Below are 23,095 nucleotides of genomic sequence, written 5' to 3'. Positions count from 1 at the left end.
TATGATCCCCGTCCGCGGATTCGAGGACAAGACCGTCGCGGTGTTCGGCCTGGGCCGAACCGGACTGACGGCCGCGCGCGCCTTGATCGCGGGTGGGGCGAAGGTGGCCCTCTGGGACGAGAAGCCGGAGAGCCGCGAAGCCGCGGCCGCCGAAGGCTTCCCCGTCGTAGACCTGCAAGCCGCCGACTGGAGCCAGTTCGCCGCCCTGATGTTGTCGCCGGGGGTGCCGCTGACCCATCCCAAGCCGCATTGGACGGTCGACAAGGCCAAGGCCGCCGGCGTCGAGATCCTGGGCGACGTCGAGCTCTTCGCGCGCACGGTCAACGCCGCGCCGGTCCACAAGCGGCCCAAGATCATCGCCATCACCGGCACCAACGGCAAGTCGACCACGACCGCCCTGATCGGCCACCTCTGCGCCTCGGCCGGCCGCGACACGCGGGTCGGCGGCAATATCGGCCTGGGGGTCCTGGGTCTCGAGGACATGCACGGCGGCGCGGTCTATGTGCTGGAGCTGTCGTCGTATCAGCTGGATCTGACCTCCAGCCTGAAGGCCGACGCCACGGTGCTGCTGAACATCTCGCCCGATCACCTGGACCGCCACGGCGGCATGGACGGCTATATCGCCGCCAAGCGCCGGATCTTCCTCAACCAGGGCAAGGGCGACACGGCCATCATCGGCGTCGACGATCCCTGGTGCCAGCAGATCTGCACCGAGATCACCGCCGCCAACCGCCGGACCATCTGGCCGATCAGCGCCGGCAAGGCCATGGGCCGGGGTGTCTACGCCCTGCAGGGCGTGCTCTATGACGCCACGGGCGAGCGCGTCGTCGAGATGGCCGACCTGCTTCGCGCCCGCAGCCTGCCGGGCCGCCACAACTGGCAGAACGCCGCCGCCGCCTACGCCGCCGCCCGCGCCATCGGCATCCCGGCCCACGACGCGGTCGAGGGCCTGATGACCTTCCCGGGCCTGGCGCACCGGATGGAGACGGTCGGCAAGATCGGCAAGGTCCGCTTCGTCAACGACAGCAAGGCCACCAACGCCGACGCCGCCCGCCAGGCGATGTCCAGCTATCCGAAGTTCTACTGGATCGCCGGCGGCGTCGCGAAGGCCGGCGGTATCGACGACCTGAAGGACCTCTTCCCGCGAATCGCCAAGGCCTATCTGATCGGCGAGGCGGCCAACGTCTTCGCCACGACCCTGGCCGGCAAGGCCGATGTGAAGATGAGCGGCACGCTGGAGAAGGCGGTTCAGCAAGCCTATGCCGACGCCGCGGCGAGCGGGAGGACGCCGTCGTCCTGCTCTCGCCGGCCTGCGCCTCGTTCGACCAGTTCAGCGACTTCGAGGCTCGGGGCGAAGCGTTCCGCGCCGCGGTCAATGGCCTGACGGCGAGCGGCGGCAAGTCGGCGGTGGCCTGAAGACCATCTGGCCCCAAGGCCGCGACTGACGCTCCACGATTTTCACGCGCCGCTCCCAATTCCATCGAGCTTGCTCGCCAACGACCTTCGCCGCCGTCCGCGTATCGGGCACGCGCGCTGAACTTAGCCGTGCCTTCGGCGTTTGAACCGTTAGTACGCCGCTAAAGGGGGCGACGCGTCGTCCACGGAGCGAGCATGTCTGAAGCCAAGGTCGAGACAGAAGGCGCCCGTGTCAGCACAGGGGTGTCCGGGCTCGACGATATCCTGGGCGGCGGTCTGACGCGCGATCGGATCTACCTGGTCGAGGGCACGCCCGGTTCCGGCAAGACCACCCTGGCGCTGCAGTTCCTGTTGAAGGGGCGCGCGCTGGGGGAGAGCGGCCTCTACATCACCCTTTCGGAAACCGAGCAGGAACTCAGGGCGGCCGCCGCCAGCCATGGCTGGTCGCTGGACGGAATAGACCTGTTCGAGCTGGTCAGCGAAGAGGGACTGGACCCCGACAGCGAGCAGTCGGTGCTGCATCCCTCCGATGTCGAGCTTGGCGAGACCACGCGCGGGGTTATGAAGCAGGTCGAGCAGACCAAGCCGCTCCGCGTGGTCTTCGACAGCCTGTCGGAGATGCGGCTGCTGGCCCAGAATCCGCTGCGCCATCGCCGGCAGATCCTGGCGCTGAAGCACTTCTTCGCCACCCGTCGGTGCACGGTCCTGCTGCTGGACGACCAGACCGCCGAGGATGGCGACCTGCAACTGCACAGTATCGCCCACGGAGTGATCAGCCTGCGGCGGATGACCCAGGAATACGGGGCGCAGCGTCGACAGCTCGAGGTCGTCAAGATGCGGGGCATCAAGTTCCGCGGCGGCTTTCACGACTTCTCGCTCGACACCGGCGGCATTCAGGTCTTCGAGCGCCTGGTCGCCGCCGACCATCCCGCCACCTTCGTCCAGGAGATGGTGTCCACGGGCTCGCCGGGCCTCGACGCGCTGATGGGCGGCGGGCTGACGCGCGGCGCCAACACCCTGATCAGCGGTCCCTCGGGCGTGGGCAAGACCACCACCTCGGTGCGCTGCGCCCTGACCGCGCTCGAGCGGGGCGAGACGGTCGCCTACTACCTGTTCGACGAGGGGCTGCCGACCCTGCTAACGCGCTCGAAGGCGCTCGGCATGGATCTGAAGCCCTATATCGACAACAAGCAACTGCTCGTCCGCGCCATCGACCCGGCCGAACTCTCGCCCGGAGAGTTCGCGTTCCTCGTCCGTGACGCGGTGGAGCGGCTGGGCGCGCGGACCGTCGTCATCGACAGTCTGAACGCCTACCTGCAGGCCATGCCGGGGCAGAAGTTCCTGCTGCTGCAGATGCACGAACTGCTGACCTATCTCAACCAGCAGGGCGTGGTGACCCTGCTGATCCTGGGGCAGCACGGCTTCATCGGCGAGGTCCGCAGCGACATCGATCTCAGCTACCTCAGTGACGGTATCCTGCTATTCCGCTTCTTCGAAGCCGCCGGTTCGGTGCTGACGGCGGTTTCGGCGGTCAAGAGCCGCACGGCCGAGCACGAAAAGACCATCCGCGAAATCCGTCTGACGGCGCGTGGCATCGAGGTGGGCGAGGCGCTGACCGACTTCCAGGGCGTGATGTCAGGCCTGCCTTCGTACCAGGGCAAGATCCATCTGCTCGGCGAGGAGAAAAGTCGGCCGGCGGATGCCTAAGCCGATCCTCATCCTGGCGCCGCGAGGGCGGGACGCGGCGGTTATCGCCGAAACCCTGGGTCATGTCGGTCACGCCTCCCAGATCTGCGGCGACCTCGGCGAACTGACCCAGGCGCTGGGCGACGAGGCCGGCGCGGCGATCCTGACCGAGGAGGCGCTGGCCCAAGGGGCCTCCGACGCTCTCACGGACTGGCTGGCCCATCAGCCCACCTGGTCGGATTTTCCGTTCATCGTGCTGGTCACCAAGCAGCCCGGCAAACGGACACAGGTGGACGCCGAGCGCCTCAAGGGCATCGGCAACATCGTGATGCTGGAACGGCCCATCAACGCCGAGACGCTGATCAGCGCGGCCCATTCGGCGATCCGCGCCCGCCATCGCCAGTATCTCGCCCGCGATCATCTGCACGCCCAGACCAAGGCCGAGGAGCAGCTTCGCTTCGCGCTGGAGGCCGGCAAGCTGGGCGCCTGGGACCTGGATCTCGACAGCGGCGCTCTGACCACGTCGGCCGCGACGCGCGCGCACTTCGGTCACGCGGCCGACCAGCCCCTGACGCTGGCCGGCATCGAGGCGGCCGTCCATCCGAAGGACATGGCCCGCCGCGCCGCCGCGCTGAACGCCTCGATCGCGCGCGCCGAGGACTACGACGTCGAGTACCGGATCTTCTGGCCGGATGGCTCATCGCACTGGGTGCAGGTGCGGGGGCGGCTCAATCGGATTCAGCCTGGCGAGCCAAGACGGATGTCGGGCATCAGCCTGGACATTACCGCCCGCAAGACGGTCGAGGCCGAGTTGCGCCTGCTCAACGAGACGCTTGAACAGCGCATCGCCGAAAGCGTCGGCGAGTTGCAGCGCGCCAACGAACGCCTGCTGGCCGAGATCAGCGAGCGCGAGCAGGCTCAGGCCGCCCTGGTCCAGGCCCAGAAGATGGACGCCATCGGCCAGCTTACCGGGGGCATCGCCCACGACTTCAACAACCTGCTAACCGCCATTGTCGGCAATATCGACATGATCGAGCGGCGCAGCGACGACGAGCGCGTCAAACGTATGGCCGCCAACGCCCGCGAGGGCGTAGAGCGGGCCACCAAGCTCACCGCGCAGCTCCTGGCCTTCTCGCGCAGCCAGCAACTGGATCTGCAGCCTGTGGAGGTCGACGCGCTAATCACCGGCATGGACGATCTGCTGACCCGGACCCTGGGCCATACCGTCGAGGTCCGGATGGCGCTGGCCGCCGGGGGCGCGCGGGCGAAGGCCGACGCCAACCAGCTGGAACTGGCGGTGCTGAACCTGGCCATCAACGCCCGCGACGCCATGGGCGACGGCGGCGCGGTGACCATCTCAAGCCGGACTTCCGACGAGTGGCACGAAGGCCTGCAGCCGGGCGACCACATCGTGATCGCGGTCAGCGATACCGGTCACGGGATTCCCAAGGACTTGCTGCAAAAGGTGTTCGATCCCTTTTTCACGACCAAGAGCGTGGGCAAGGGGACGGGCCTCGGTCTCAGCCAGGTCTATGGCATCGCCACCCAGTCGGGCGGTACGGTGCGGATCCATAGCACCGTCGGCGTCGGGACGACGATCGAGATCTGGCTGCCCATCACCGAGGCCGGTGATCGCATCCGGCCCAGCGACATTCCGCCGAACGAGACACCGCTCAGCGAAGGCGAACGCGTCCTGGTGATCGACGACGATCCGAGCGTCCGTCGGTTTCTGGTCCAATGCCTGCGCTCGCTGGGCTACCGCGTCACCGAGGCATCGGGAGGGCAGGAAGGGCTGTCGCGCCTGGCCGAGGACCGTCCCGATCTGATGGTCGTCGACTTCGCCATGCCGGGCATGGATGGCGCCCAGGTCGCCAGGCGCGCGCGGCAGGTCATCCCGACCCTGGGCATGTTGCTGATCACCGGCTACGCCGACGCCAGCGCGATCCGGGAACTGGTCAATTCCGAAGCCGTCCTGCGTAAGCCGTTCAAGGTCAGCGACTTGGCCGTCGCCGTGCGCAAAGCGTTGGGCGAGCGCGCCCCTGTCGTGGAATAGTGATGCGCCGCCGCTCATCCCAGCGGCATGAAGGCGTCCACCTTGTCCAGGGCCATCAGCGGCGAGCGGATCGAGCACCGTAGGCCGTCGGCGCGGTAGTCCAGCGCCACCGCGCCGCCTAATTCGTTGGGCAAGGCCGTTTCGACGATACGCGAGCCGAAGCCCCGCCGCTCGGGCGGGCGCACGGCGGGGCCGCCGCGCTCGGCCCGATTCGATGACCAACTGGTCGTCCGGATCGATCGACCAGCGAACGTCCACATGGCCGTCGGGGGAGGAGAGGGCGCCGTACTTCAGGGCGTTGATCGCCAGTTCGTGGAAGGCCAGGGCCATGACGACGGCGGGCTTGGGCGAAACCTTCAGATCCTGGCCGGTGATGGTCAGCTGGCCGGGCTTGGTGCTGTAGGGGGCCACCGAGCCGTCGACGATCTGGCGCAGGCTGGCCGCCGACCAGTTCTGGTCCGTCAGCACGTTGTGGGTGGCGGCGATGGCCATCAGCCTGCCCTCCAGGGCGTCGCGCACCGAAGGCTCGACCCCGGCGTTGCGTAGAGACTGCTTGGCGATCGATTGAATCGTGGCGAGGGTGTTCTTCACCCGATGGTTCAGCTCGTTGACCAGCAACTGGCGGTGCGCCTCGGCGGTCCGCTCGCTGGTGACGTCGCGCGAGGTGGCTAGCACCCGGATCACCCGGCCGTGCTCCATGATCGGCGAGACAGTGGTGTCCCACCAGCGCGGCGCGCCCCGCGCCGTGGGACAGAAGGCGCGGAAGGCCACGGCGTGACCGCCCAGGGCGGCGCGCAGAGACTGTTCGACGGTTTCACGGCTTTCCGGCGGCCACAGGTCGGGCCAATAGCGCTGGCGGTTGCGGCCGTCGAAATCGTCGATCTCGAACAGCGATTGGCCCTGGGCGTTCATGTACTCGACATGGCCGTTGGCGCTGATCACGCGGATACAGTCCTGGCTGGCCTCGACCACGCTGAGGAAATAGGCTCCAACCCCCTCCAGAACGGCCTTGTCGGATCCTTCGTCGGCCACGCGTCGCCCCTACCGCACGGCCCATGATCACCGCCTGGTGGGCGAATTCAAGCAAAGCCTGCGCGACCCACCGGACCTTCGCGCGTCTTGCGCATAGCGGAGCGCCCAACCATCTGGATTGACTTGAGTGCGCCCGGGTGGAACGGCCCGCTTTTCGTGGCTGTTCCGAGGTCTGGGCTTGAAGGAGTTTCGATGTCTCAGGTTGTCTGCGTCGCCTGCGGAGCCGGCAATCGCCTTCCGGAGGATCGCGATCCGCTCTCGGCCAAGTGCGGCCGCTGCAAGTCGTTGTTGTTCACCGGCGGCCCGACGGCCGTGACCGGCGCGGAACTGGATCGTCATCGGCGCATGACGAAAGGGACGGCCCTGCTGCTGGACGTCTGGGCGCCTTGGTGCGGACCGTGCCGGAGCATGGCGCCGGCCTTCGCGGCAGCCGCGCGCCAACTGGAGCCGGCCGTAAGGCTGCTGAAGCTCGATTCCGAAGCCGAACCCGCCGCCGCGGGCGCGCTGAGCGTCAGCAGCATCCCGACCCTGGTGCTTTACAGGGACGGTCAGGTCGTCGCCCGCCAGGCCGGAGCCATGACCGCGCCGCAGATCGTCGACTGGACGCGGCGCGCGTTGGCCTAGGCTTCGCCCGACGGTGACTGGTCGTCGGAAGCAGGGCGCTTGGCGGCGGCCTTTTCGGCGGCCTTGGCCGCTTTCTGACGCTCGCGTTCCTTGCGCTCGAAGTCGTAGTTGGGTTTGCGGGCCACCGGTCTAGTTCCGGGCCTTGCGGGCCGCGTAGCGCTGGTCGCGCTTGGCCTTGGCGTCCGCGGCGGATAGCGCCTTGCGTTCCTTGCGCTCGCCACGCTTGGCGGTCAGCGCCTCGGCCTCCAGAGCGGCCTGCGCCTCGATCCGTGCGGTTTCGGCGTCGGCGGCGGCTTGCTTGATGGCGGCCTTGGCGTCGGCGCGCAGCTTGCGAACCTGAGCCAGTTCTTCGGCGCGGAGCGTCGCGCGCTCGGCGAACAGCGGGTCGACGCTAGCGGCGCGCGGCTTGAACTTGGCCAGCAGCGCGGCCTTGGCGTCGGCGGCCGTCTTGAGGCGGTCCGAGTGGCGGATGTCTAATGGATTCATGGTCGCTTTCGTATCCGGACGCGAAATCGCGAGCCGGCGGGGAGATGAACGGACGACAGGCCCGGATGATGCATCCGGGCCTGTCTGATCCTTAGGCGGCGGTCAGTTGACCGGCGGACATCTTGCCGCTGCGCTGGTCGCGCTCGAGTTCGAAGTTGACCTTCTGGCCTTCGTCGAGCGAGCCGAGACCCGAGCGTTCGACGGCCGAGATGTGCACGAACACGTCAGCGCCGCCGTCGTTGGGTTGAATGAAGCCAAAGCCCTTGGTGGAGTTGAACCACTTCACGGTGCCGGTAGTCATGGATGTATTCCTTGCATGACAGGGAGACGCGCGACTCGAGACGAGCCATGCGATCAAATTTTCGGAGAGGATTTGGAGAGGCTCGGGGCTCGATCCGAAGAGCAAGCATGGAGAGCGGCCGAACCAGTTCGATATTCGATGAAATACACCATGCGCCGATGCGAGAAATTCCGCAAGCGGTTTCTGAATATTATTCTACATCAGCCGATTTCGTTCTGTAATAATGAGGCATGTTTTTCAGTCTCATGCTTCGTATTCGATGCCGGTAACCAAGCTCCAGAAGGTTCCTCGCACCGGAAACGGCGCGCTGACGGTCTCCCGCCAGGACAGCGCCGTGGTCTTCTCCCTGCTGGTCGCCAGCGCCCCCGGAGGGCGTAAGAGCGGCAAGGGCAGCCTCACGGGCGACCCCGACAGCCTGCGGCGGGCGTTCCGAGCGGGCGAGTGCCGCCTCACCCTCGATGACGGCGAGTCGCTGAACATCGCCGTGGTCGCCCATACCCGAGGGCGGGCAGGTGGCCTATTTCGAACTGCGCTGATCGAGAGGGCTTGCGCGCGCTTTTCGACGCATGTCCACCGGCGTAGAACCGCGCGGCAAGATTTGATTAACCCTGCGGTCCGACTCTCCGGCCATGGCTTCCAACGCGACACATGCCTTCGCCCGCACCGACCGCACCGCGCTCGGCATCTGGTGGTGGACGACCGACCGCTGGCTGCTCGGCGCGACGGCCCTGCTGGCCACGCTGGGCATGCTGCTGTCGTTCGCGTCCAGCCCGGCCGCCGCCCAGCGGATCGGCATAGACGACCAGTTCCATTTCGCCATCCGCATGTGCTTTTTCGCCAGCGCCTCGTCGGTATTGATGCTGGCCGTGTCGATGCTATCGCCCAAGGGCATCCGGCGGACGGCCTTCTTCATCTATATCGGCGCGATCGCGATCATGATCGCCCTGCCGTTCATCGGCCACAACGCCAAGGGCGCCACGCGCTGGCTGCAGTTCGGCGGCTTCACGCTCCAACCCTCCGAGTTCATGAAGCCGGCCCTGATCGTGCTGGTCTCGTGGATGTTCGCCGAGGGCCAGAAGGGCGAGGGTGTGCCGGGCGTCTCGATCGCCTTCCTGCTGTATTTCATCGCCGTGGCCCTTTTGCTGGTGCAGCCCGACGTCGGCCAGACGGTGCTGATCACCATCGCCTTCGGGGCCGCCTTCTGGATGGCCGGGGTGCCGATCTCGTGGATCATGGGCCTAGGCGCGGTCGCCTTGGCGGGCCTGTGCTCGACCTACTTCCTGTTCGACCACGTGCACGCCCGGGTGCAGAAGTTCCTCAGCCCAGACCAAGCCGACACCCATCAGATCACCCGCGCCGCCGAGGCGATCCGCGCCGGCGGCTTCTTCGGACGCGGCCCGGGCGAGGGCGTGATGAAGCGCCACGTGCCCGACCTGCACACCGACTTCATCTATTCGGTGGCCGCCGAGGAGTACGGGCTGATCTTCTCCTGGGCGCTGATCGCGATCTTCGCCTTCCTGGTGGTGCGCGGTCTCTACAAGGCGATGAAGCTGAACGACCCGTTCGAGCAGGTCGCGGCCGCCGGTTTGTTCGTGCTGGTGGGGCAACAGGCCATCATCAATATCGCCGTGAACTTGAACATGATCCCGACCAAGGGCATGACGCTTCCGTTCATCAGTTACGGGGGCTCCTCGATGCTCGCGATGGGTTTGACGCTGGGCATGGCCCTGGCCTTGGTGCGCAAGCGCCCCGGCGCCTATGGCGCTTCCGGCGAGTTCAGTCTCGACGGCGCTTTCGCCTGAGATGAGCAAGCTGGCTGTCGTCGCCGCCGGGGGAACCGGCGGCCACATGTTCCCCGCCCAGGCCCTCGCTGAGGCCCTGACCGCGCGCGGCTGGCGTGTCGTGCTCGCCACGGACGATCGCGGCGCGCTCTACGCCGACAAGTTCCCGGCCGAAGAGCGGCTCGCCCTGTCGGCCGCCACGGCCAAGTCCAACGACCCGCTGGGCATGATCAGGGCCGGCTTCACGGTCCTGCAGGGCGTGCTGGAGGCCCGCGCGGCCTTTAAGCGCCTGGACCCCGCCGTGGTCGTCGGCTTTGGCGGCTATCCCGCCCTGCCGGCGCTGCTGGGCGCGCTCAGCCAGAAGCGCCCCACCGTGATCCATGAGCAGAACGCGGTTCTGGGCCGCGTGAACCGCTTCCTGGCGCCGCGCGTCGACGAGGTCGCCTGCGCCTTCCCGACGCTGCAGATGGCCAAGCCCGCCGTGAAGGCTCGCGCCCACGTCGTCGGCAATCCCGTGCGCCCGCCGGTGCGCGCGCTCTATGACGTGCCGTATATCGCGCCGGAAGTGCAGTTGCGGATCCTGGTGACCGGCGGCAGCCAGGGCGCGCGCCTGCTGTCCGAACTGATCCCCGAGGCGGTGGCCAAGCTGCCCGAGGACATGCGCTCGCGCCTCAAGGTCTTCCAGCAGGCCCGCGCCGAGAGCATGGAAAACGCCCGCAAGATCTATCGCAACGCCATGGTGGACTGCGAGGTCGCGCCGTTCTTCCGCGACATGGCCGGCTATCTGCGCCAGGCGCACCTCGTGATCGGCCGCTCGGGCGCCTCGACCTGCACCGAGCTGGCGGTCGCCGGCCGGCCGTCGATCCTGATCCCGCTGAAGATCGCCGCCGACGACCATCAGCGCTTCAACGCCAAGCTCCTGGAAGAGGCGGGCGGCGCGGCCGTGTGCCTCGAGGATGAGCTGACCGTCGACGCCATGGCCGGGGCCCTCAACGCCCTGCTTAAGAACCCCGAGCGCCTGGCGCGGATGGCCGAGGGCGCGCGCTCGGTGGCCAAGCCGAACGCGGCGGAAGAGCTGGCGGATCTTGTGGAGCGCACGGCGCGGCGCTGACTTGAGCTTGCGCAAAGCTGTCCCGCGCGGACCGGCCTAAGGCGAACGCGCAGCGGCTGTGACCGCTCGCGCAGAGAAGGTTCGCCCATGTTCAGGACGTTGATTTTCGCCGGCGCCGTCGCGGTCGTCGCGCATGCTGGCTTCGCCTCGGCCGCCGAGCTCACGGTGAAGATGCGCAACCAGGGCGCCGAGGGGCCGATGGTGTTCGAACCCTCGACCGCCAGGCTGAAGGTGGGTGACACCATCCGCTTCATTCCCACCGATCCGGGCCACAACGCCGAGTCGATCCCGGAGCTGCTGCCGGCCGGCGTCGCGCCGGTGAAGGGCGTGATGGGCAAGGAAGTGGTGCTCAAGCTCACCAAGCCGGGGGTTTACGGCGTCAAATGCCTGCCGCACTGGAGCATGGGCATGGTGTTCGTCGCCAAGGTGGGCGACGCCAAGCTCGATCCAGCGACATCGAACAAGGTTCTGGCCTCCGCGCCGCCGCTGACCAAGCGCCGTCTCACCGCGGCGTTCAACGCGATCCGGTAGAGGCCGCCGGCCCTATGGCTCGGCCCCCGTCTCGATCAAGGGGCGGCCTATCGCGACGGCCGCCTCGAACGCTGCTCGCCACAGGAACCTTGGCGAAGGGTTTCCAGCCGTCGCAGACAACCTTGGCCACCGCCTCGTCCGTGCTACCCGCTGGCAAAGGGGAGGCCGAGCGCAGATCGCCGGTCACCGGACCCTCGCGGCCCCCCGCCCGGATGCTGCCGAACCCGGCGTGGGCGATGGTCCGCGCCGTGCAGTCGATGACCTCGTGACGCCAGCCGCCCCAGAACTCTTCCGCGCCGGCCTTGAAGCCGCCCTCGGTGACCTGCAGCACGCGCAGCTTCGCCGTGCGGCCGCTCCACTGGACGCCGCCCATGTCGACGAAGCTCGCGAACCGACCGACATCGGCCAGGCGCAGTTCAAGCAGAGCGGGCGAGGGCGGCCGAGCGAGCGCGGGCGCTGTCCACACCAAGAGGATCAGGAGGGCGTTTCGCGGCGCGCGGAATTGGTCTAATCGGCTTTTCATGATCCAGCGTCGACGCCCCGTCCCCTTCGAACTCGGCCCCGTGCACTTCATCGGCATCGGCGGCATTGGCATGTCCGGCATCGCCGAGATCATGCTGCGTATCGGCTACACCGTTCAGGGCAGCGACGCCAAGGCCAGCGCCAACACCGAGCGGCTCGAGAAGCTGGGCGCGCGCATCTTCATCGGCCACGAGGCCAGCCACGTCGAAGGCGCCTCGGCCATCGTCTATTCCACGGCCGTGAAGGCCGACAACCCCGAGATGGTCGCCGGTCGCGACAAGCGCCTGCCGCTGGTTCGCCGCGCCGAGATGCTGGCCGAGCTGATGCGCCTGCAGTTCTCGGTGGCCGTCGGCGGCACGCACGGCAAGACCACGACGACTTCCATGGTCGCGGCCCTGCTGGACGCCGGCGGTCTGGACCCGACCGTGGTCAACGGCGGCATCATCAACGCCTACGGCACCAACGCCAAGGTCGGCGAGGGCGACTGGATCGTCGTCGAGGCCGACGAGAGCGACGGCTCGTTCCTGCGCCTGAAAGTCCACCGTGGCCATCGTCACCAATATCGACGCCGAGCACCTGGATCACTGGGGCGACTTCGAGGCGGTGAAGAAGGGCTTCCAGGACTTCATTCAGAACATCCCGTTCTACGGCTTCGCCGCCGTCTGCACCGACCATCCGGAAGTCCAGGCCCTGACCTCGCGGATCGAGAACCGCCGCCTGGTCACCTACGGAACCAACCCGCAGGCCGAGGTCCGGGTCTCCAACATCGAGATGGGCCCGGAAGGCGCGACCTTCGACATCGTGGTGTCGCCGCGCGACGGCGAGGTCGTCCGCTATGACGGCCTGAAAATGCCGATGGCCGGCCACCACAACGTGCTGAACGCCGCCGCCGCCGTGGCCGTGGCCCGCGAGCTTTCGGTCGACGCCGAGGCGATTCGCAAGGGCCTGGCCGCCTTCGGCGGGGTCAAGCGCCGCTTCACGACCACGGGCGTCGCCAACGGCATCCGCGTGGTCGACGATTACGGCCACCACCCGGTCGAGATCGCCGCCGTGCTCAAGGCCGCCCGGGCGGTCTCGACGGGCAAGGTCATCGCCGTGGTCCAGCCGCACCGCTACACCCGTCTGCGCGATCTGATGACCGAGTTCAGCAGCTGCTTCAACGACGCCGACACGGTGATCGTCGCCGATGTCTATTCGGCCGGCGAGCAGCCTATCGAGGGCGTCGACCGCGACCACCTGGTCGAGGGGCTCAAGAAGTTCGGCCACCGCCGCGCCCTGCCGCTGGAGAGCCCGGTGGCCCTGCCGGCCCTGATCGCGGCCGAGGCGACCAGCGGCGATCTCGTCGTCCTGCTGGGCGCCGGCGACATCACCAGCTGGTCCTACGCCTTGCCGGGTCAGCTGGAAGCCCTCGCCAAATGAAACTGAACCGCTGGCTCGCGACCAAGGCCGCGATCGTCGTCGCGGTGATCGCGTACCTGGCGGGAAGCTGGTGGTTCACCAGGCTGCTGACGACCCAGCGCCCCAAGGCGCCCGACGGCCCGTTCGTCGTGGCGCTGAAGCAGCCCGGCGGCGTCACCTATGTCACGCCGTTCGAGCACGGGGCGCATATCGCCCTGATCGTCGCCGGCATCCTGCTGGTTCTCGCCTGGTGGACGGTCGAGCACTTTGAGAAACGGTCCAGGACGCGCTAGAGCCCCCGCATGAGCTGGAAAACCAATCTCCCGACCGTCCGCGGCAAGCTGTTGATCGACGAGCCTCTGGCGCCATTTACCTGGTTCCGGGTCGGCGGTCCTGCCGACGTGGTGTTCCTGCCGGCCGACGAGCAGGACCTGTCCGATTTCCTGAAGGCGCTGGACCCGGCCGTACCGGTCCTGGCCATAGGCGTCGGCTCGAACCTGCTGGTCCGCGACGGCGGCGTCGAGGGCGTGATCATCCGGCTGGGCAAGGGCTTCAACGGCGTCGAGCCGCTGGGCGGCAACCGCATCAAGGCCGGCTCGGCCGTGCCGGACGCCATCCTGGCCCGCAAGGCGGCCGAGACCGGTATCGCGGGGCTGGAGTTCTATGCTGGCATCCCCGGCACGATCGGCGGCGCGGTGATCATGAACGCCGGCTGTTACGGTTCCGAGACCGTCAATGTCGTCAAGTCCGTCCGGGTCATGGACCGCGCCGGCGTCGTGCGCGAACTGACGGTGGAAGGCCTTCACTACACCTACCGCCACAGCGCCCTGCAGGACGGCGAGACCGTGATCGTGCTGGACGCCGTGTTCGAAGGGACCGCCGACGAACCGGAGGCGATCAAGGCGCGCATGGCCGAGATCACCAGCCGCCGCGAGACCACCCCAGCCGATCCGCGAAAAGACCGGCGGCTCGACCTTCAAGAACCCGCCGGGCCACTCGTCCTGGAAGCTGGTCGACGAGGCCGGCTGGCGCGGGAAACTCTTCGGCGGCGCGATGTTCTCGCCGCTGCACAGCAACTTCCTGATCAACACCGGCGAGGCGACCGCCGCCGACCTGGAAGGCCTGGGCGAGGCCGTCCGCGCGGACGTCAAGGCAAAGACCGACGTGCAGCTGGACTGGGAGATCAAGCGCATCGGGGCCCGGCCTAGCGGCGCCCGTCGGCGGTGTGACAGTTCAGCGTAATGCTGACTCCCCCTCGCGTGGAGCGGTGCTATGACTCCCGCGCCATTGGGGAGAATCCTTGCTCATGTACCGTCGCTTACTGGCCGCCACCGCAGCGCTCGCCCTGCTCTCGGGCGCCGCCCATGCTCAGACCGCCAAATCCAAGCCCAAGGCGGACGCCACGCTGACCGCCGCCCAGAAGCAGGGCATCAAGGACTACTTCGCCGACAACCCCGTCGCCACGGCTGAAGCCCTGCGCGACAAGGCGTTGCTGGACCGCACCGCCTGGGACATCACCGAGGACCTGACCACCACCATCGGCCCGCGCCTTGTCGGCTCGCCGGCCATGGAGCGCGCCAAGGACTGGGGCGTGGCCAAGCTGAAAGCCCTGGGCTTCACCGACGTGAAGGTCGAGCCGTTCGCCAAGTCGTCATGGACGCGCGGCGAAGAGAGCGCCGAGCTGGTCGGCCCGTATCCGATGAAGCTGTCGATCGTCGGCCTGGGCCGCACGGTCCCGACCCCGCCCGAGGGCATCGAGGCCGACGTCGCCCTGTTCCGCACCTATGCCGAGATGATCGCTGCCCCCGAAGGCGCGCTGAAGGGCAAGATCGCCGTCATCACCCAGCCGATGGTCAAGGCCCAGGATGGCTCGGGCTATGGCGTGGCCGGCATCTCGCGCCGCTCGGGTCCGGTGGAAGCCGCCAAGCGCGGCGCCGTGGCCCTGTTGATCCGCTCGATCTCGACCTCGGACTCGACCGTGCCGCACACCGGCGTGACGGCTTTCGGAGACGGGGTCGCCTCGATCCCTTCGGCCGCCATGGGCGTGCCGGAAGCCGAGCAGCTGGAGCGCCTGGCCAAAGAGGGCAAGCCGCTGCGCATCAAGCTGAAGCTGGCCTCGACCACCGACGCCAATGACGTGGCCTGGAATATCTCGGGCGAGATCAAGGGGCGGAAAAGCCGGGACGAGGTGATCGTCATTGGCGGTCACCTGGACAGCTGGGACGTCGGCACGGGCGCCCTGGACGACGCCACGGGCATCGCCATCACCACGGCCGCGGCCAAGCTGATCGGCGACCTGCCGAAGCATCCCAAGCGCACCATCCGTGTCGTGATGTGGGGCTCGGAGGAGAGCGGCGGCTCGTCGGAAGCCTATATCGCCGCTCACAAGGACGAGGTCGCCAAGATTGTCCTGGCCGGTGAAAGCGACAGCGGCGCCGACCGCATCTATGCGCTGAAGCTGCCGGCCGGCGCGGCGACCCATCCGTTCGCCACCACGGCCGCTAACGTCTTGGCGCCGTTGAAGATCTATGTGAACCGCGCGCCCGCCAGCCACGGCGGCGCCGACATCGAGGGTCTGGAACAGGCCGGCGTGCCGTCGATCGAGCTCGAGCAGGATGCTTCGCGCTACTTCGACTATCACCACACCGCCGACGACACCCTGAACAAGGTGCGTCCGGACGAACTGGCGCAGAACGTCGCCGCCTGGGTCAGCCTCATCTATCTGGTGGCCGAGACGGGCGTGGACTTCCGCGCGATCAAGGCGGCGGCGCCGGCGACGGCGGCGCATTAACGACGACAAACACTGTGTCATCCCGGGCGGCCGTAGGCCGAGCCGGGACCCAGGGGCCGGCGCTTCGCGGTTGCCCTGGGTCCCGGCTCTCCGCTTCGCTGCGGCCGGGATGACACGCTTTGTTTGATGATTGGACAGTTGGCAGCGTCATCGGCGCTGACTAGGAGTGGCTCAACGTCGTAGCTCCTAAGAGTGTCCGCCCCAATGACCAACCAGCCTCTGCTTGGCCGCCATATCGCCGTCCTGCTCGGCGGCCCATCGTCGGAACGCGAGGTCAGCCTGGTGTCGGGCCGCGCGTGCGCCGATGCGCTGGAACGGCTGGGGGCCAAGGTCTCGCGCATTGATCCGGGCGTCGATGTCGCCCAGGTGCTGACAGCCACAAAGCCCGACATGGTCTTCAACGCCCTGCACGGCGAATGGGGCGAGGACGGCTGCGTCCAGGGGGTGCTGGAAACCCTGAAGCTGCCCTACACCCATTCGGGCGTGCTGGCGTCCGCGCTGGCCATGGACAAGGCCAAGACCAAGGCCGTTCTGGCGGCCGCCGGCGTGATCGTTCCGGGCGGCGGGCTCTACAACCGACACGATGTCGCGCGCGACCATGTGTTGCAGCCCCCCTATGTCGTTAAGCCCAATGCCGAGGGCTCGTCGGTCGGCGTGTTCCTGGTGTTCGAGGGCGCCAACCGTCCGCCGGAAGAACTTGCCTCTCCTGCGTGGAGTTTCGGCGAGGAAGTCATGGTCGAACCCTACATCCAGGGGTTGGAATTGGCTGTCGCGGTGCTCGGTGAGTCAAAAGGTCCCAGGGCGCTGGCGGTGACGGATATCCGTGCATCCACAGGTTTCTACGACTACGAGGCCAAGTACTCCGAAGGCGGTTCAATTCACGTTCTACCGGCCCCAATCCCTGATGGCGTAAGGGATCGCGCGATGCGGATGGCCGAGCTGGCCCATACCGCTCTTGGTTGCCAAGGGGTGACCCGGTCCGACTTCCGTTATGACGACATTAACGACATTCTGGTCCTTCTAGAGGTCAACACGCAGCCCGGCATGACGCCGACCTCGCTCGCTCCCGAGCAGGCCGCTCACGTCGGGATCCCGTTTGATCAGTTAGTTCTATGGATCGTGGAGGACGCTTATGCCCGCTGTAGTGCGGGGGGACCGCCTAAGCCTAGGCGACCCCGGGCCGAAGCGCCCGCAAGTCCGAGCAAAGGCAAGCCGGCGCCCGGGGGGCGCAGCCGGCCGCGAAGTTGCACGCCGCCAAGGGCGTGGGTTTGTCGCCCACGGTGGCCCTGAGCGTGGCGGGCGCGGCCTTGGGCCTCGGCCTTGTGATCATGTTGGCGACCGGTCATCGGGCCGAGCGCATCGGCGCGTCCATGGTTCATGGCGTCGACAACAGCTTCGCTTCGGCCGGCTTCCGGCTGAAGACGGTTCACATCCGCGGCGCCTCGGCGACCGCGCAAGGCGATATTCTGGCGGCCTCGGGCCTGTATCTGAACCAGCCGACGCTGGGCATGGACCTGAACGATGTCCGCGCGCGCGTGCAGGGCGTGGGCTGGGTCAAGGACGCCAAGGTCGTGCGCATGCTGCCCGACACCGTGCTGATCGCGGTGGAAGAACGGCCGGCGCTCGCCGTCTGGCAGAACCAGGGCCGCATGAAGGTGATCGACGGCGAGGGCCGGGTGATCAGCGAGGCCGATCCGGCCCGCTTCCCCGCCCTGCCGCTGGTGGTGGGGCAGGGCGCCGACCAGGCCGCCGGCCTGATCCTGCCGGCCGTGGCCTCGCGCCCGCGCCTGCGGGATCGTCTCGAAGCGCTGGTGCGCGTCGACGATCGTCGCTGGGACTTGAGACTGAAGGACGGTTCGCTGATCCAGCTGCCGGCCATTGACGAAGAATCCGCGCTGATTCAATTGGATCAGCTCGACCAACGACAGCGAAATCCTCGACATGGGTTTCGCGCGGATCGATCTGCGCGACCCCGAAATGGTGGCTGTGAGACCTCGCGACGCGACGCTGCCCGGGCAGCCCGTGGCCGGCGGGGCGTAACGAGTGATGACCGAGGTGACGATAGCGATGTCGCGATTGGAGGAACGGAAACAGGCCCGCGAGGGCCTGAAGGCCACGCTCGTGCGCCAGCCCGCCATCGCGGCCGTCGACCTGGGCGCGTCCAAGGTCACGTGCTTCATCATGAAGGCCGACGGCGTCCATCGCGACAACCGCACCCTGACGACCGCCGGCGTAGGCTACGTCCAGTCGCGCGGCGTGCGCGGCGGCGCGATCGTCAATCTGGACGAGGCCGCCCAGGCCATCGCCCAGGCCGTCGAGCGCGCCGAGACCGTGGCCGGCGTCAACGTCCAGGGCGTGTCGGTCTGCACGGCCGGCGGCCAGCTGGCCTCCAACCGCGTCCACACCCAGGTCTCGCTGGGCGCCCGCCCGATCGGCGACGGCGACCTGTCGCGCGCCATCGCCGCGGCCCTGGCCCAGGTCCGCATTCCGGGCCGCAAGCCGATCCACCTGCTGCCGATCGCCTGGTCGGTCGACGGTCAGCGCGGCATCCGCGATCCGCGCGCCATGTTCGGCCGCTCGCTGGGGCTGGAGCTGCTGGTGGTCTCGGTCAACGAGAACATCTTCCACACCCTGGCCCACTGCGTCGAACGCGCTCACCTGTCCTTCGAAGGCGTGGTCGCCGCGCCGTTCGCCTCGGCCCTGGCGGCCCTGGAAGAGGACGAGATGGACCTGGGCGCGGTCTGCATCGACATGGGCGGCGGCTCGACGTCGGTGGCCGTGTTCAACAACGGCGCGCTGTGCCACGTCGACAGCCTGGCCGTCGGCGGCGGCCACGTGACCCAGGATATCGCCCGCGGCCTGCAGGCCTCGGTGGTCGGCGCCGAGCGCATCAAGACCCTGCACGGTTCGGCCATCGCCTCGGCCAACGAAGACCGCGAGATGATCGAGGCCCCGCCGCGCGGCGACGATCCGGGCGCCGGTCCCGTGATCGCCCCCGCGCTCGCTGCTCAAAGGCATCATCCAGCCGCGCGTCGAAGAGACCCTGGAACTGCTGCGCGAGCGCCTGAAGGCCTCGGGCGCGCCGGTCGAGCCGGGCGCGGGCATCGTCCTGACGGGCGGCGCCAGCCAACTGGCCGGCGTTCGCGAAGTCGCCGTGCGCGTGTTCGATCGTCCTGTCCGCCTGGGGCGTCCGCGCCGGGTGCCGCACCTGGCCGACGCCGCCTCGGGCCCCGCCTTCTGCGCCGCGGCCGGCACCCTGCACCGCACCGCTTTCGGCCCGCGCGAAGCGGTGTCGAGCAAGGCCCTGGCCGGCAACGTGTCGCGAAAACGGCCCCTGGATCCCAACGCCAGCCCGATGGCCAAGGCGGCCGCCTGGCTGAGGGACAACCTCTAAAAGCGCCCCTGAACGGCGCTATAAGTTTAAAGCGTGAGTAACTCTACAGTTTAACACCTTGGGCCCGGTCGATTGTCTCGACCGGGCCTTTTGCTGCCCGAGTCAGCCTATAGTCTCCAGAATTGGCGTTCAGCGTCGTTCGGTCGCACGCGTCTGTGGATCCCCAGCGGAACCCTTGGTTCGCTTGGAGATTCTGTTGATAGACCACAATTTATCCCACGGTCGCGCTCGACCGGATCACGACTCAGATTATGCAGTTAACTGCCGATTAACGATGGTGGTTGTTCTGTTAACACGATCGTCGAGGCAATCCTGGGCGATCGGGTGTCGCCGAGGTCTAGTTCGACGATTTCGGCGTTAAGGACGCGAGGGTCCCATGGCTATTTCTCTTTCCGCGCCGCGTACGACTGAGCTGAAGCCGCGTATCGTGGTGTTTGGCGTCGGCGGCGCTGGCGGCAACGCTGTGAACAACATGATCGAGGCGGGCCTCGAAGGTGTCGAGTTCGTGGTGGCCAACACCGACGCGCAGCAGCTGCAGTTCGCCAAGACGGACCGTCGCATCCAGCTGGGCGTGCAGATCACCCAGGGCCTGGGTGCCGGCGCGCATCCTGAAGTCGGCATGAGCGCCGCCGAAGAGAGCTTCCCGGAGATCGGCGAGCACCTCGATGGTGCGCACATGGTGTTCATCACCGCCGGCATGGGCGGCGGCACCGGCACCGGCGCGGCGCCGATCATCGCCAAGTGCGCCCGTGAGCGCGGCATCCTGACCGTCGGCGTCGTAACCAAGCCCTTCCACTTCGAAGGCCGTCACCGCATGCGTCTGGCCGACAGCGGCATCCAGGAGCTGCAGCGCTACGTCGACACCCTGATCGTCATTCCGAACCAGAACCTGTTCCGCGTCGCCAATGAGCGGACGACCTTCGCCGAGGCCTTCGGCATGGCCGACCAGGTGCTGCACTCGGGCGTTCGCTCGATCACCGACCTGATGGTCCTGCCGGGCCTGATCAACCTCGACTTCGCCGACGTCCGTACGGTCATGACCGAGATGGGCAAGGCGATGATGGGCACCGGCGAGGGCGCCGGCGAAGACCGCGCGCTGATGGCGGCCCAGAACGCCATCGCCAACCCGCTGCTGGACGAAGTCTCCCTGAAGGGCGCCAAGGCCGTGTTGGTCAACGTGACCGGCGGCATGGACATGACCCTGCTGGAAGTCGACGAGGCGGCCAACGCCATCTCGGACCAGGTCGATCCGGAAGCCAACATCATCTTTGGCGCGGCCTTCGACCCGTCGCTGGAAGGCGTGATCCGCGTGTCGGTGGTCGCCACCGGCATGGACGGCGCCTCGATCGCCCAGATCGAGCCCAAGCCGGTCTCGCGCAACACCACGACCCAGCCGCTGATCGCCGACACCGCGCGCGCCCCGGCGCCGCAGCCAGAACCGGCTCGTCCGACCGCGCGCTACGAAGCTGCTCGTCCGGTCGAGCGTCCGTCGTCGGCCTTTGCGCCCGAGCCCATGCCGGCTCCGGAACCCGAGATCGTCATGTCCGCTTCGCAGGAGCAGGAAGCCGAACTCTACTACGACGAACCCAGTGTCGCTGAAGAACCGCGTATGGCCGCCCCTGCGTCCCGGACGGTGACCCGCATCGTCGACCCGATGGTCGATGATGGCGCCGCTGAAGAGCCGCTGTTCCCGGAGAACAACTATTACGAAGAGCGTCGCCCCCAGAAGCAGGGTGGCGGTTTCTTCTCGATGTTCGGCGGTGGGCGTCAGCGCTACGAGCAACAGGCTTCGTCGGCGCCCCAGCCGCAGGCCCGCTCCGCCCAGAGCGCCCGCCCGCAGCTGCAGCCGATCGAGGCGCCGCAGGCCGACGACGGCGAAGACCTGGAAATCCCCTCGTTCCTGCGTCGTCTGGCGAATTGAAAGGAAGACCCCAAGCGGGATCCTTCCAAACGGCCCAAGTGACCTGAAACGGACTCGAAGCGCCCCGAGAGAAATCTCGGGGCGTTTTGCGTCGCGGGCTTGCTTGCGAACTCCAGGTCCGCTTGGCCAAAGTGCCGCCTTCGATCGCGAGGTTCGCGACGGGGGAGAGCGCATGCGGAAGTTCCTGTACGGCCTGTCTGGCCTGGCGTTGTTGGCGGCCTCGGCTTCGGCCGCACCGGCTGTGGACAGGGATCCGGGCGCCGACGCGCCAGTGCAGTACGAGGTCTCGTTCGAGAACGCCCGCCACCACGAGGCCCAGGTCGTCGCCACCTTCCGCAACGTGCCCAACGGCCCGCTGAAGGTGCGCATGTCGCGCTCATCGCCGGGCCGCTACGCGATCCACGAGTTCGCCAAGAACGTCTACCAGGTCAGCGCCGTCGACGGCGCGGGCAAGCCGCTGAAGCTCGAGCGCGGCGAGCCCTACGGCTGGACCGTGGCTGGCCACGACGGCACGGTGAAGGTGACCTACACGCTTTACGCCGATCGCGGCGACGGCACCTATTCGCAAGTCGATCCGACCCACGCGCACCTGAACATGCCGGCCACCTTCCTGTGGGCCCAGGGCTATGACGACAAGGCGATCCGCGTGCGCTTCAAGCGCGCCGACCCTAGCTGGAAGATCGCCACCCAGTTGCCGGCCGTCGCCGGCGAGGCGGATACGTTCTGGGCCCCGAACCTGCAGTACTTCATGGACAGCCCGACGGAGATCAGCGCCCTGACGGTGCGCGAGTGGCGGGTGACCGACCACGGCCGCGCCTACACCTTCCGCCTGGCGCTGCATAACCCCGGCACGGACGAGGACGCCGACAAGTTCGTCGAGAAGCTGAAGGCCATCGTGCCCGAGCACATCAAGGTGTTCGGCGAGCTGCCGAAGTTCGACCATGGCGAATACACCTTCATCGCCGACTACATGCCGCAGATCACCGGCGACGGCATGGAGCACCGCAACTCGACCTTCATCAGCCAGCCGCGCTCGCTGTTCCGGGGCAATTTTAGCCAGCTGGGCACGGCCAGCCACGAGTTTTTCCACGCCTGGAACGTCGAACGCATCCGCCCGGCCGAACTGGAGCCGTTCGACTTCACCAGGGCCAACCCGACCCCGTCGCTTTGGCTGGCCGAGGGCTTCACCCAATACTACGGCCCGCTGCTGATCCGCCGCGCGGGCCAGTCGACGGTGGACGAGTTCCTCACTGGCCTGTCGGGCACGCTGAACGGCGTGGTCAACGGCCCCGGACGCCTCTACGGCTCGCCGCAGGAGATGAGTCTGCGCGCGCCTTTCGTCGACGCCGCCGCCGCGCTGGATCCGACCAACCCGAACATCTTCACCTCGTACTATCCTTACGGCGCCGTGATCGGCCTGGCCCTGGACCTTCAGCTGCGTGGGCGCGAGAAACCGCTGAGCCTGGACGACTTCATGAAGCAGATGTGGCGGACGCACGGCGTCACCGAGAAGGCCTACAAGCCCGCCGACGCCCGCGCGGCTCTCGCCAGGACGACCGGCGACCAGGACTTCGCCGACGGCTTCTTCAAGGCCAGCATCGAGGGCTCGGCCCTGCCGGACTTCGGCCCGCTGCTGGACCGGGCCGGCCTGAAGCTCCGCCCGAAATCGCCGAAGAAGGCCTGGCTGGGCGCGTCGCGCGTGAAGGTCAGTGGAACCGACCTGATCCTCGAACGCCGCGCCGGTCCCGAACAGTCCGCTCTACGCCGCTGGCGTCGAGGTCGGCGACCGTATCGTCAGCATCGGCCGCTTCGAATTCGCCAACGAGGGCGACTGGACCGACGCCCTGGAGCGTCTAAAGCCTGATGACGCCACCACGGTGAAGTTCGTCCAGCGCGGTCAGGCCCGCGAAGCGCCGCTGAAGGTCGCCGCCGACCCGACTCTGGAAGTCGTCCGCTACGAGAAGGCGGACCTGAAGCCCTCCGAGGCTCAGCTGGCCTTCCGCAAGGCGTGGCTGGGCGAGGACACGCCGGCGGCGAAATAGCGGCCC

General features: G+C 67.7%; 12 protein-coding genes and 11 pseudogenes. 17 read left to right on the top strand and 6 right to left on the bottom strand.

Annotated features, from left to right (window positions below):
• Position 1 precedes the first annotated feature (1 nt).
• The 3 genes and pseudogenes from murD to ACHMW8_RS27665 all read left to right on the top strand — a co-directional run bounded on the left by murD (position 2) and on the right by ACHMW8_RS27665 (position 5,155).
• Positions 2 to 1,416: pseudogene (gene murD / locus ACHMW8_RS27675) on the top strand (UDP-N-acetylmuramoyl-L-alanine--D-glutamate ligase).
• Positions 1,417 to 1,611: 195 nt separating this feature from the next.
• Complete coding sequence (locus ACHMW8_RS27670; RefSeq protein WP_125159453.1) at positions 1,612 to 3,123, top strand: ATPase domain-containing protein; 1,512 nt, start codon at positions 1,612 to 1,614, stop codon at positions 3,121 to 3,123.
• Positions 3,116 to 5,155 (top strand): ATP-binding protein, encoded by a 2,040-nt coding sequence (locus ACHMW8_RS27665; protein ID WP_395444421.1) that lies wholly within the window; start codon positions 3,116 to 3,118, stop codon positions 5,153 to 5,155. The genes ACHMW8_RS27670 and ACHMW8_RS27665 overlap by 8 nt, the downstream gene beginning before the upstream one ends.
• A 14-nt stretch (positions 5,156 to 5,169) precedes the next feature.
• On the opposite strand, the pseudogene ACHMW8_RS27660 reads toward ACHMW8_RS27665, so the two are convergent.
• Positions 5,170 to 6,187, bottom strand: a pseudogene (locus ACHMW8_RS27660) (sensor histidine kinase).
• 192 nt (positions 6,188 to 6,379) lie between these two features.
• On the opposite strand from ACHMW8_RS27660, the gene ACHMW8_RS27655 reads away from it, so the two are divergent.
• A complete protein-coding gene (locus ACHMW8_RS27655; protein ID WP_125159450.1) occupies positions 6,380 to 6,811 on the top strand; it encodes a thioredoxin domain-containing protein in 432 nt (143 codons plus the stop codon).
• Here ACHMW8_RS27655 and ACHMW8_RS27650 read toward each other — a convergent pair.
• From ACHMW8_RS27650 to ACHMW8_RS27640, 3 genes are all read right to left on the bottom strand, one after another.
• Positions 6,808 to 6,936, bottom strand: coding sequence for a hypothetical protein (locus ACHMW8_RS27650; protein ID WP_255414611.1), 129 nt, complete (start codon positions 6,934 to 6,936; stop codon positions 6,808 to 6,810). The two genes, ACHMW8_RS27655 and ACHMW8_RS27650, sit on opposite strands and share 4 nt — an antisense overlap.
• Before the next feature lie 4 nt (positions 6,937 to 6,940).
• The gene (locus ACHMW8_RS27645; protein WP_125159449.1) at positions 6,941 to 7,297 is read right to left on the bottom strand and encodes a DUF6481 family protein; all 357 of its coding nucleotides are present in this window, start codon (positions 7,295 to 7,297) and stop codon (positions 6,941 to 6,943) included.
• A gap of 91 nt (positions 7,298 to 7,388) precedes the next feature.
• Positions 7,389 to 7,598: a cold-shock protein gene (locus ACHMW8_RS27640; RefSeq protein WP_125159448.1), complete on the bottom strand. Its 210-nt coding sequence runs from the start codon at positions 7,596 to 7,598 to the stop codon at positions 7,389 to 7,391.
• A gap of 629 nt (positions 7,599 to 8,227) precedes the next feature.
• Here ACHMW8_RS27640 and ftsW point away from each other — a divergent pair.
• The 3 genes from ftsW to ACHMW8_RS27625 all read left to right on the top strand — a co-directional run bounded on the left by ftsW (position 8,228) and on the right by ACHMW8_RS27625 (position 11,021).
• Positions 8,228 to 9,400, top strand: a complete 1,173-nt coding sequence (gene ftsW / locus ACHMW8_RS27635) for a putative lipid II flippase FtsW (protein ID WP_125159446.1) — start codon at positions 8,228 to 8,230, stop codon at positions 9,398 to 9,400.
• 1 nt (position 9,401) lies between these two features.
• Positions 9,402 to 10,490 (top strand): undecaprenyldiphospho-muramoylpentapeptide beta-N-acetylglucosaminyltransferase, encoded by a 1,089-nt coding sequence (murG, locus tag ACHMW8_RS27630; protein WP_395444420.1) that lies wholly within the window; start codon positions 9,402 to 9,404, stop codon positions 10,488 to 10,490.
• Positions 10,491 to 10,577: 87 nt separating this feature from the next.
• Positions 10,578 to 11,021 carry a pseudoazurin gene (locus ACHMW8_RS27625; protein ID WP_395444419.1) on the top strand — a complete coding sequence of 148 codons (444 nt, stop codon included), beginning with the start codon at positions 10,578 to 10,580 and terminating at the stop codon, positions 11,019 to 11,021.
• Positions 11,022 to 11,033: 12 nt separating this feature from the next.
• Here the strand turns inward: ACHMW8_RS27625 and ACHMW8_RS27620 are convergent.
• Positions 11,034 to 11,544, bottom strand: a pseudogene (locus ACHMW8_RS27620) (hypothetical protein).
• Here ACHMW8_RS27620 and murC point away from each other — a divergent pair.
• From murC to ACHMW8_RS27600, 4 genes and pseudogenes are all read left to right on the top strand, one after another.
• Positions 11,543 to 12,962, top strand: a pseudogene (gene murC / locus ACHMW8_RS27615) (UDP-N-acetylmuramate--L-alanine ligase). The pseudogenes ACHMW8_RS27620 and murC sit on opposite strands and share 2 nt — an antisense overlap.
• The gene (locus ACHMW8_RS27610; protein ID WP_125159441.1) at positions 12,959 to 13,234 is read left to right on the top strand and encodes a hypothetical protein; all 276 of its coding nucleotides are present in this window, start codon (positions 12,959 to 12,961) and stop codon (positions 13,232 to 13,234) included. The pseudogene murC and the gene ACHMW8_RS27610 overlap by 4 nt, the downstream one beginning before the upstream one ends.
• A gap of 9 nt (positions 13,235 to 13,243) precedes the next feature.
• A pseudogene (gene murB / locus ACHMW8_RS27605) lies at positions 13,244 to 14,183 on the top strand (UDP-N-acetylmuramate dehydrogenase).
• A 58-nt stretch (positions 14,184 to 14,241) separates the two neighbouring features.
• Positions 14,242 to 15,732 (top strand): M20/M25/M40 family metallo-hydrolase, encoded by a 1,491-nt coding sequence (locus tag ACHMW8_RS27600; RefSeq protein WP_395444418.1) that lies wholly within the window; start codon positions 14,242 to 14,244, stop codon positions 15,730 to 15,732.
• Here the strand turns inward: ACHMW8_RS27600 and ACHMW8_RS27595 are convergent.
• Positions 15,698 to 15,883 (bottom strand): annotated as a pseudogene (locus tag ACHMW8_RS27595) (hypothetical protein). The gene ACHMW8_RS27600 and the pseudogene ACHMW8_RS27595 sit on opposite strands and share 35 nt — an antisense overlap.
• A gap of 53 nt (positions 15,884 to 15,936) precedes the next feature.
• Between ACHMW8_RS27595 and ACHMW8_RS27590 the strand changes: the two are divergent.
• From ACHMW8_RS27590 to ACHMW8_RS27565, 6 genes and pseudogenes are all read left to right on the top strand, one after another.
• A pseudogene (locus ACHMW8_RS27590) lies at positions 15,937 to 16,887 on the top strand (D-alanine--D-alanine ligase); the annotation flags it as partial.
• Between the two features lie 173 nt (positions 16,888 to 17,060).
• Positions 17,061 to 17,600 (top strand): annotated as a pseudogene (ftsQ, locus tag ACHMW8_RS27585) (cell division protein FtsQ); the annotation flags it as partial.
• 199 nt (positions 17,601 to 17,799) lie between these two features.
• Positions 17,800 to 19,126 (top strand): annotated as a pseudogene (gene ftsA / locus ACHMW8_RS27580) (cell division protein FtsA).
• A 274-nt stretch (positions 19,127 to 19,400) separates the two neighbouring features.
• A pseudogene (locus tag ACHMW8_RS27575) lies at positions 19,401 to 19,467 on the top strand (hypothetical protein).
• A gap of 35 nt (positions 19,468 to 19,502) precedes the next feature.
• Complete coding sequence (gene ftsZ / locus ACHMW8_RS27570) at positions 19,503 to 21,047, top strand: cell division protein FtsZ (protein WP_395444417.1); 1,545 nt, start codon at positions 19,503 to 19,505, stop codon at positions 21,045 to 21,047.
• A 172-nt stretch (positions 21,048 to 21,219) separates the two neighbouring features.
• Positions 21,220 to 23,089: pseudogene (locus ACHMW8_RS27565) on the top strand (M61 family metallopeptidase).
• Positions 23,090 to 23,095 lie beyond the last annotated feature (6 nt).

This window comes from Caulobacter sp. UC70_42 (assembly GCF_044056025.1).
Lineage (GTDB): Bacteria > Pseudomonadota > Alphaproteobacteria > Caulobacterales > Caulobacteraceae > Caulobacter.
Note: the sequence above shows the minus strand (reverse complement) of the source record. Positions and strands in the feature narration are given on the sequence as shown.

What these genes read in the sequence shown, in the direction of transcription:
- ACHMW8_RS27670 (WP_125159453.1), top strand. Translation starts at nt 1,612, where the DNA reads ATGTCTGAAGCCAAGGTCGAGACAGAAGGCGCCCGTGTCAGCACAGGG.
- ACHMW8_RS27665 (WP_395444421.1), top strand. Translation starts at nt 3,116, where the DNA reads ATGCCTAAGCCGATCCTCATCCTGGCGCCGCGAGGGCGGGACGCGGCG.
- ACHMW8_RS27655 (WP_125159450.1), top strand. Translation starts at nt 6,380, where the DNA reads ATGTCTCAGGTTGTCTGCGTCGCCTGCGGAGCCGGCAATCGCCTTCCG.
- ACHMW8_RS27645 (WP_125159449.1), bottom strand. Translation starts at nt 7,297, where the DNA reads ATGAATCCATTAGACATCCGCCACTCGGACCGCCTCAAGACGGCCGCC.
- ACHMW8_RS27640 (WP_125159448.1), bottom strand. Translation starts at nt 7,598, where the DNA reads ATGACTACCGGCACCGTGAAGTGGTTCAACTCCACCAAGGGCTTTGGC.
- ftsW (WP_125159446.1), top strand. Translation starts at nt 8,228, where the DNA reads ATGGCTTCCAACGCGACACATGCCTTCGCCCGCACCGACCGCACCGCG.
- murG (WP_395444420.1), top strand. Translation starts at nt 9,402, where the DNA reads ATGAGCAAGCTGGCTGTCGTCGCCGCCGGGGGAACCGGCGGCCACATG.
- ACHMW8_RS27625 (WP_395444419.1), top strand. Translation starts at nt 10,578, where the DNA reads ATGTTCAGGACGTTGATTTTCGCCGGCGCCGTCGCGGTCGTCGCGCAT.
- ACHMW8_RS27610 (WP_125159441.1), top strand. Translation starts at nt 12,959, where the DNA reads ATGAAACTGAACCGCTGGCTCGCGACCAAGGCCGCGATCGTCGTCGCG.
- ftsZ (WP_395444417.1), top strand. Translation starts at nt 19,503, where the DNA reads ATGGCTATTTCTCTTTCCGCGCCGCGTACGACTGAGCTGAAGCCGCGT.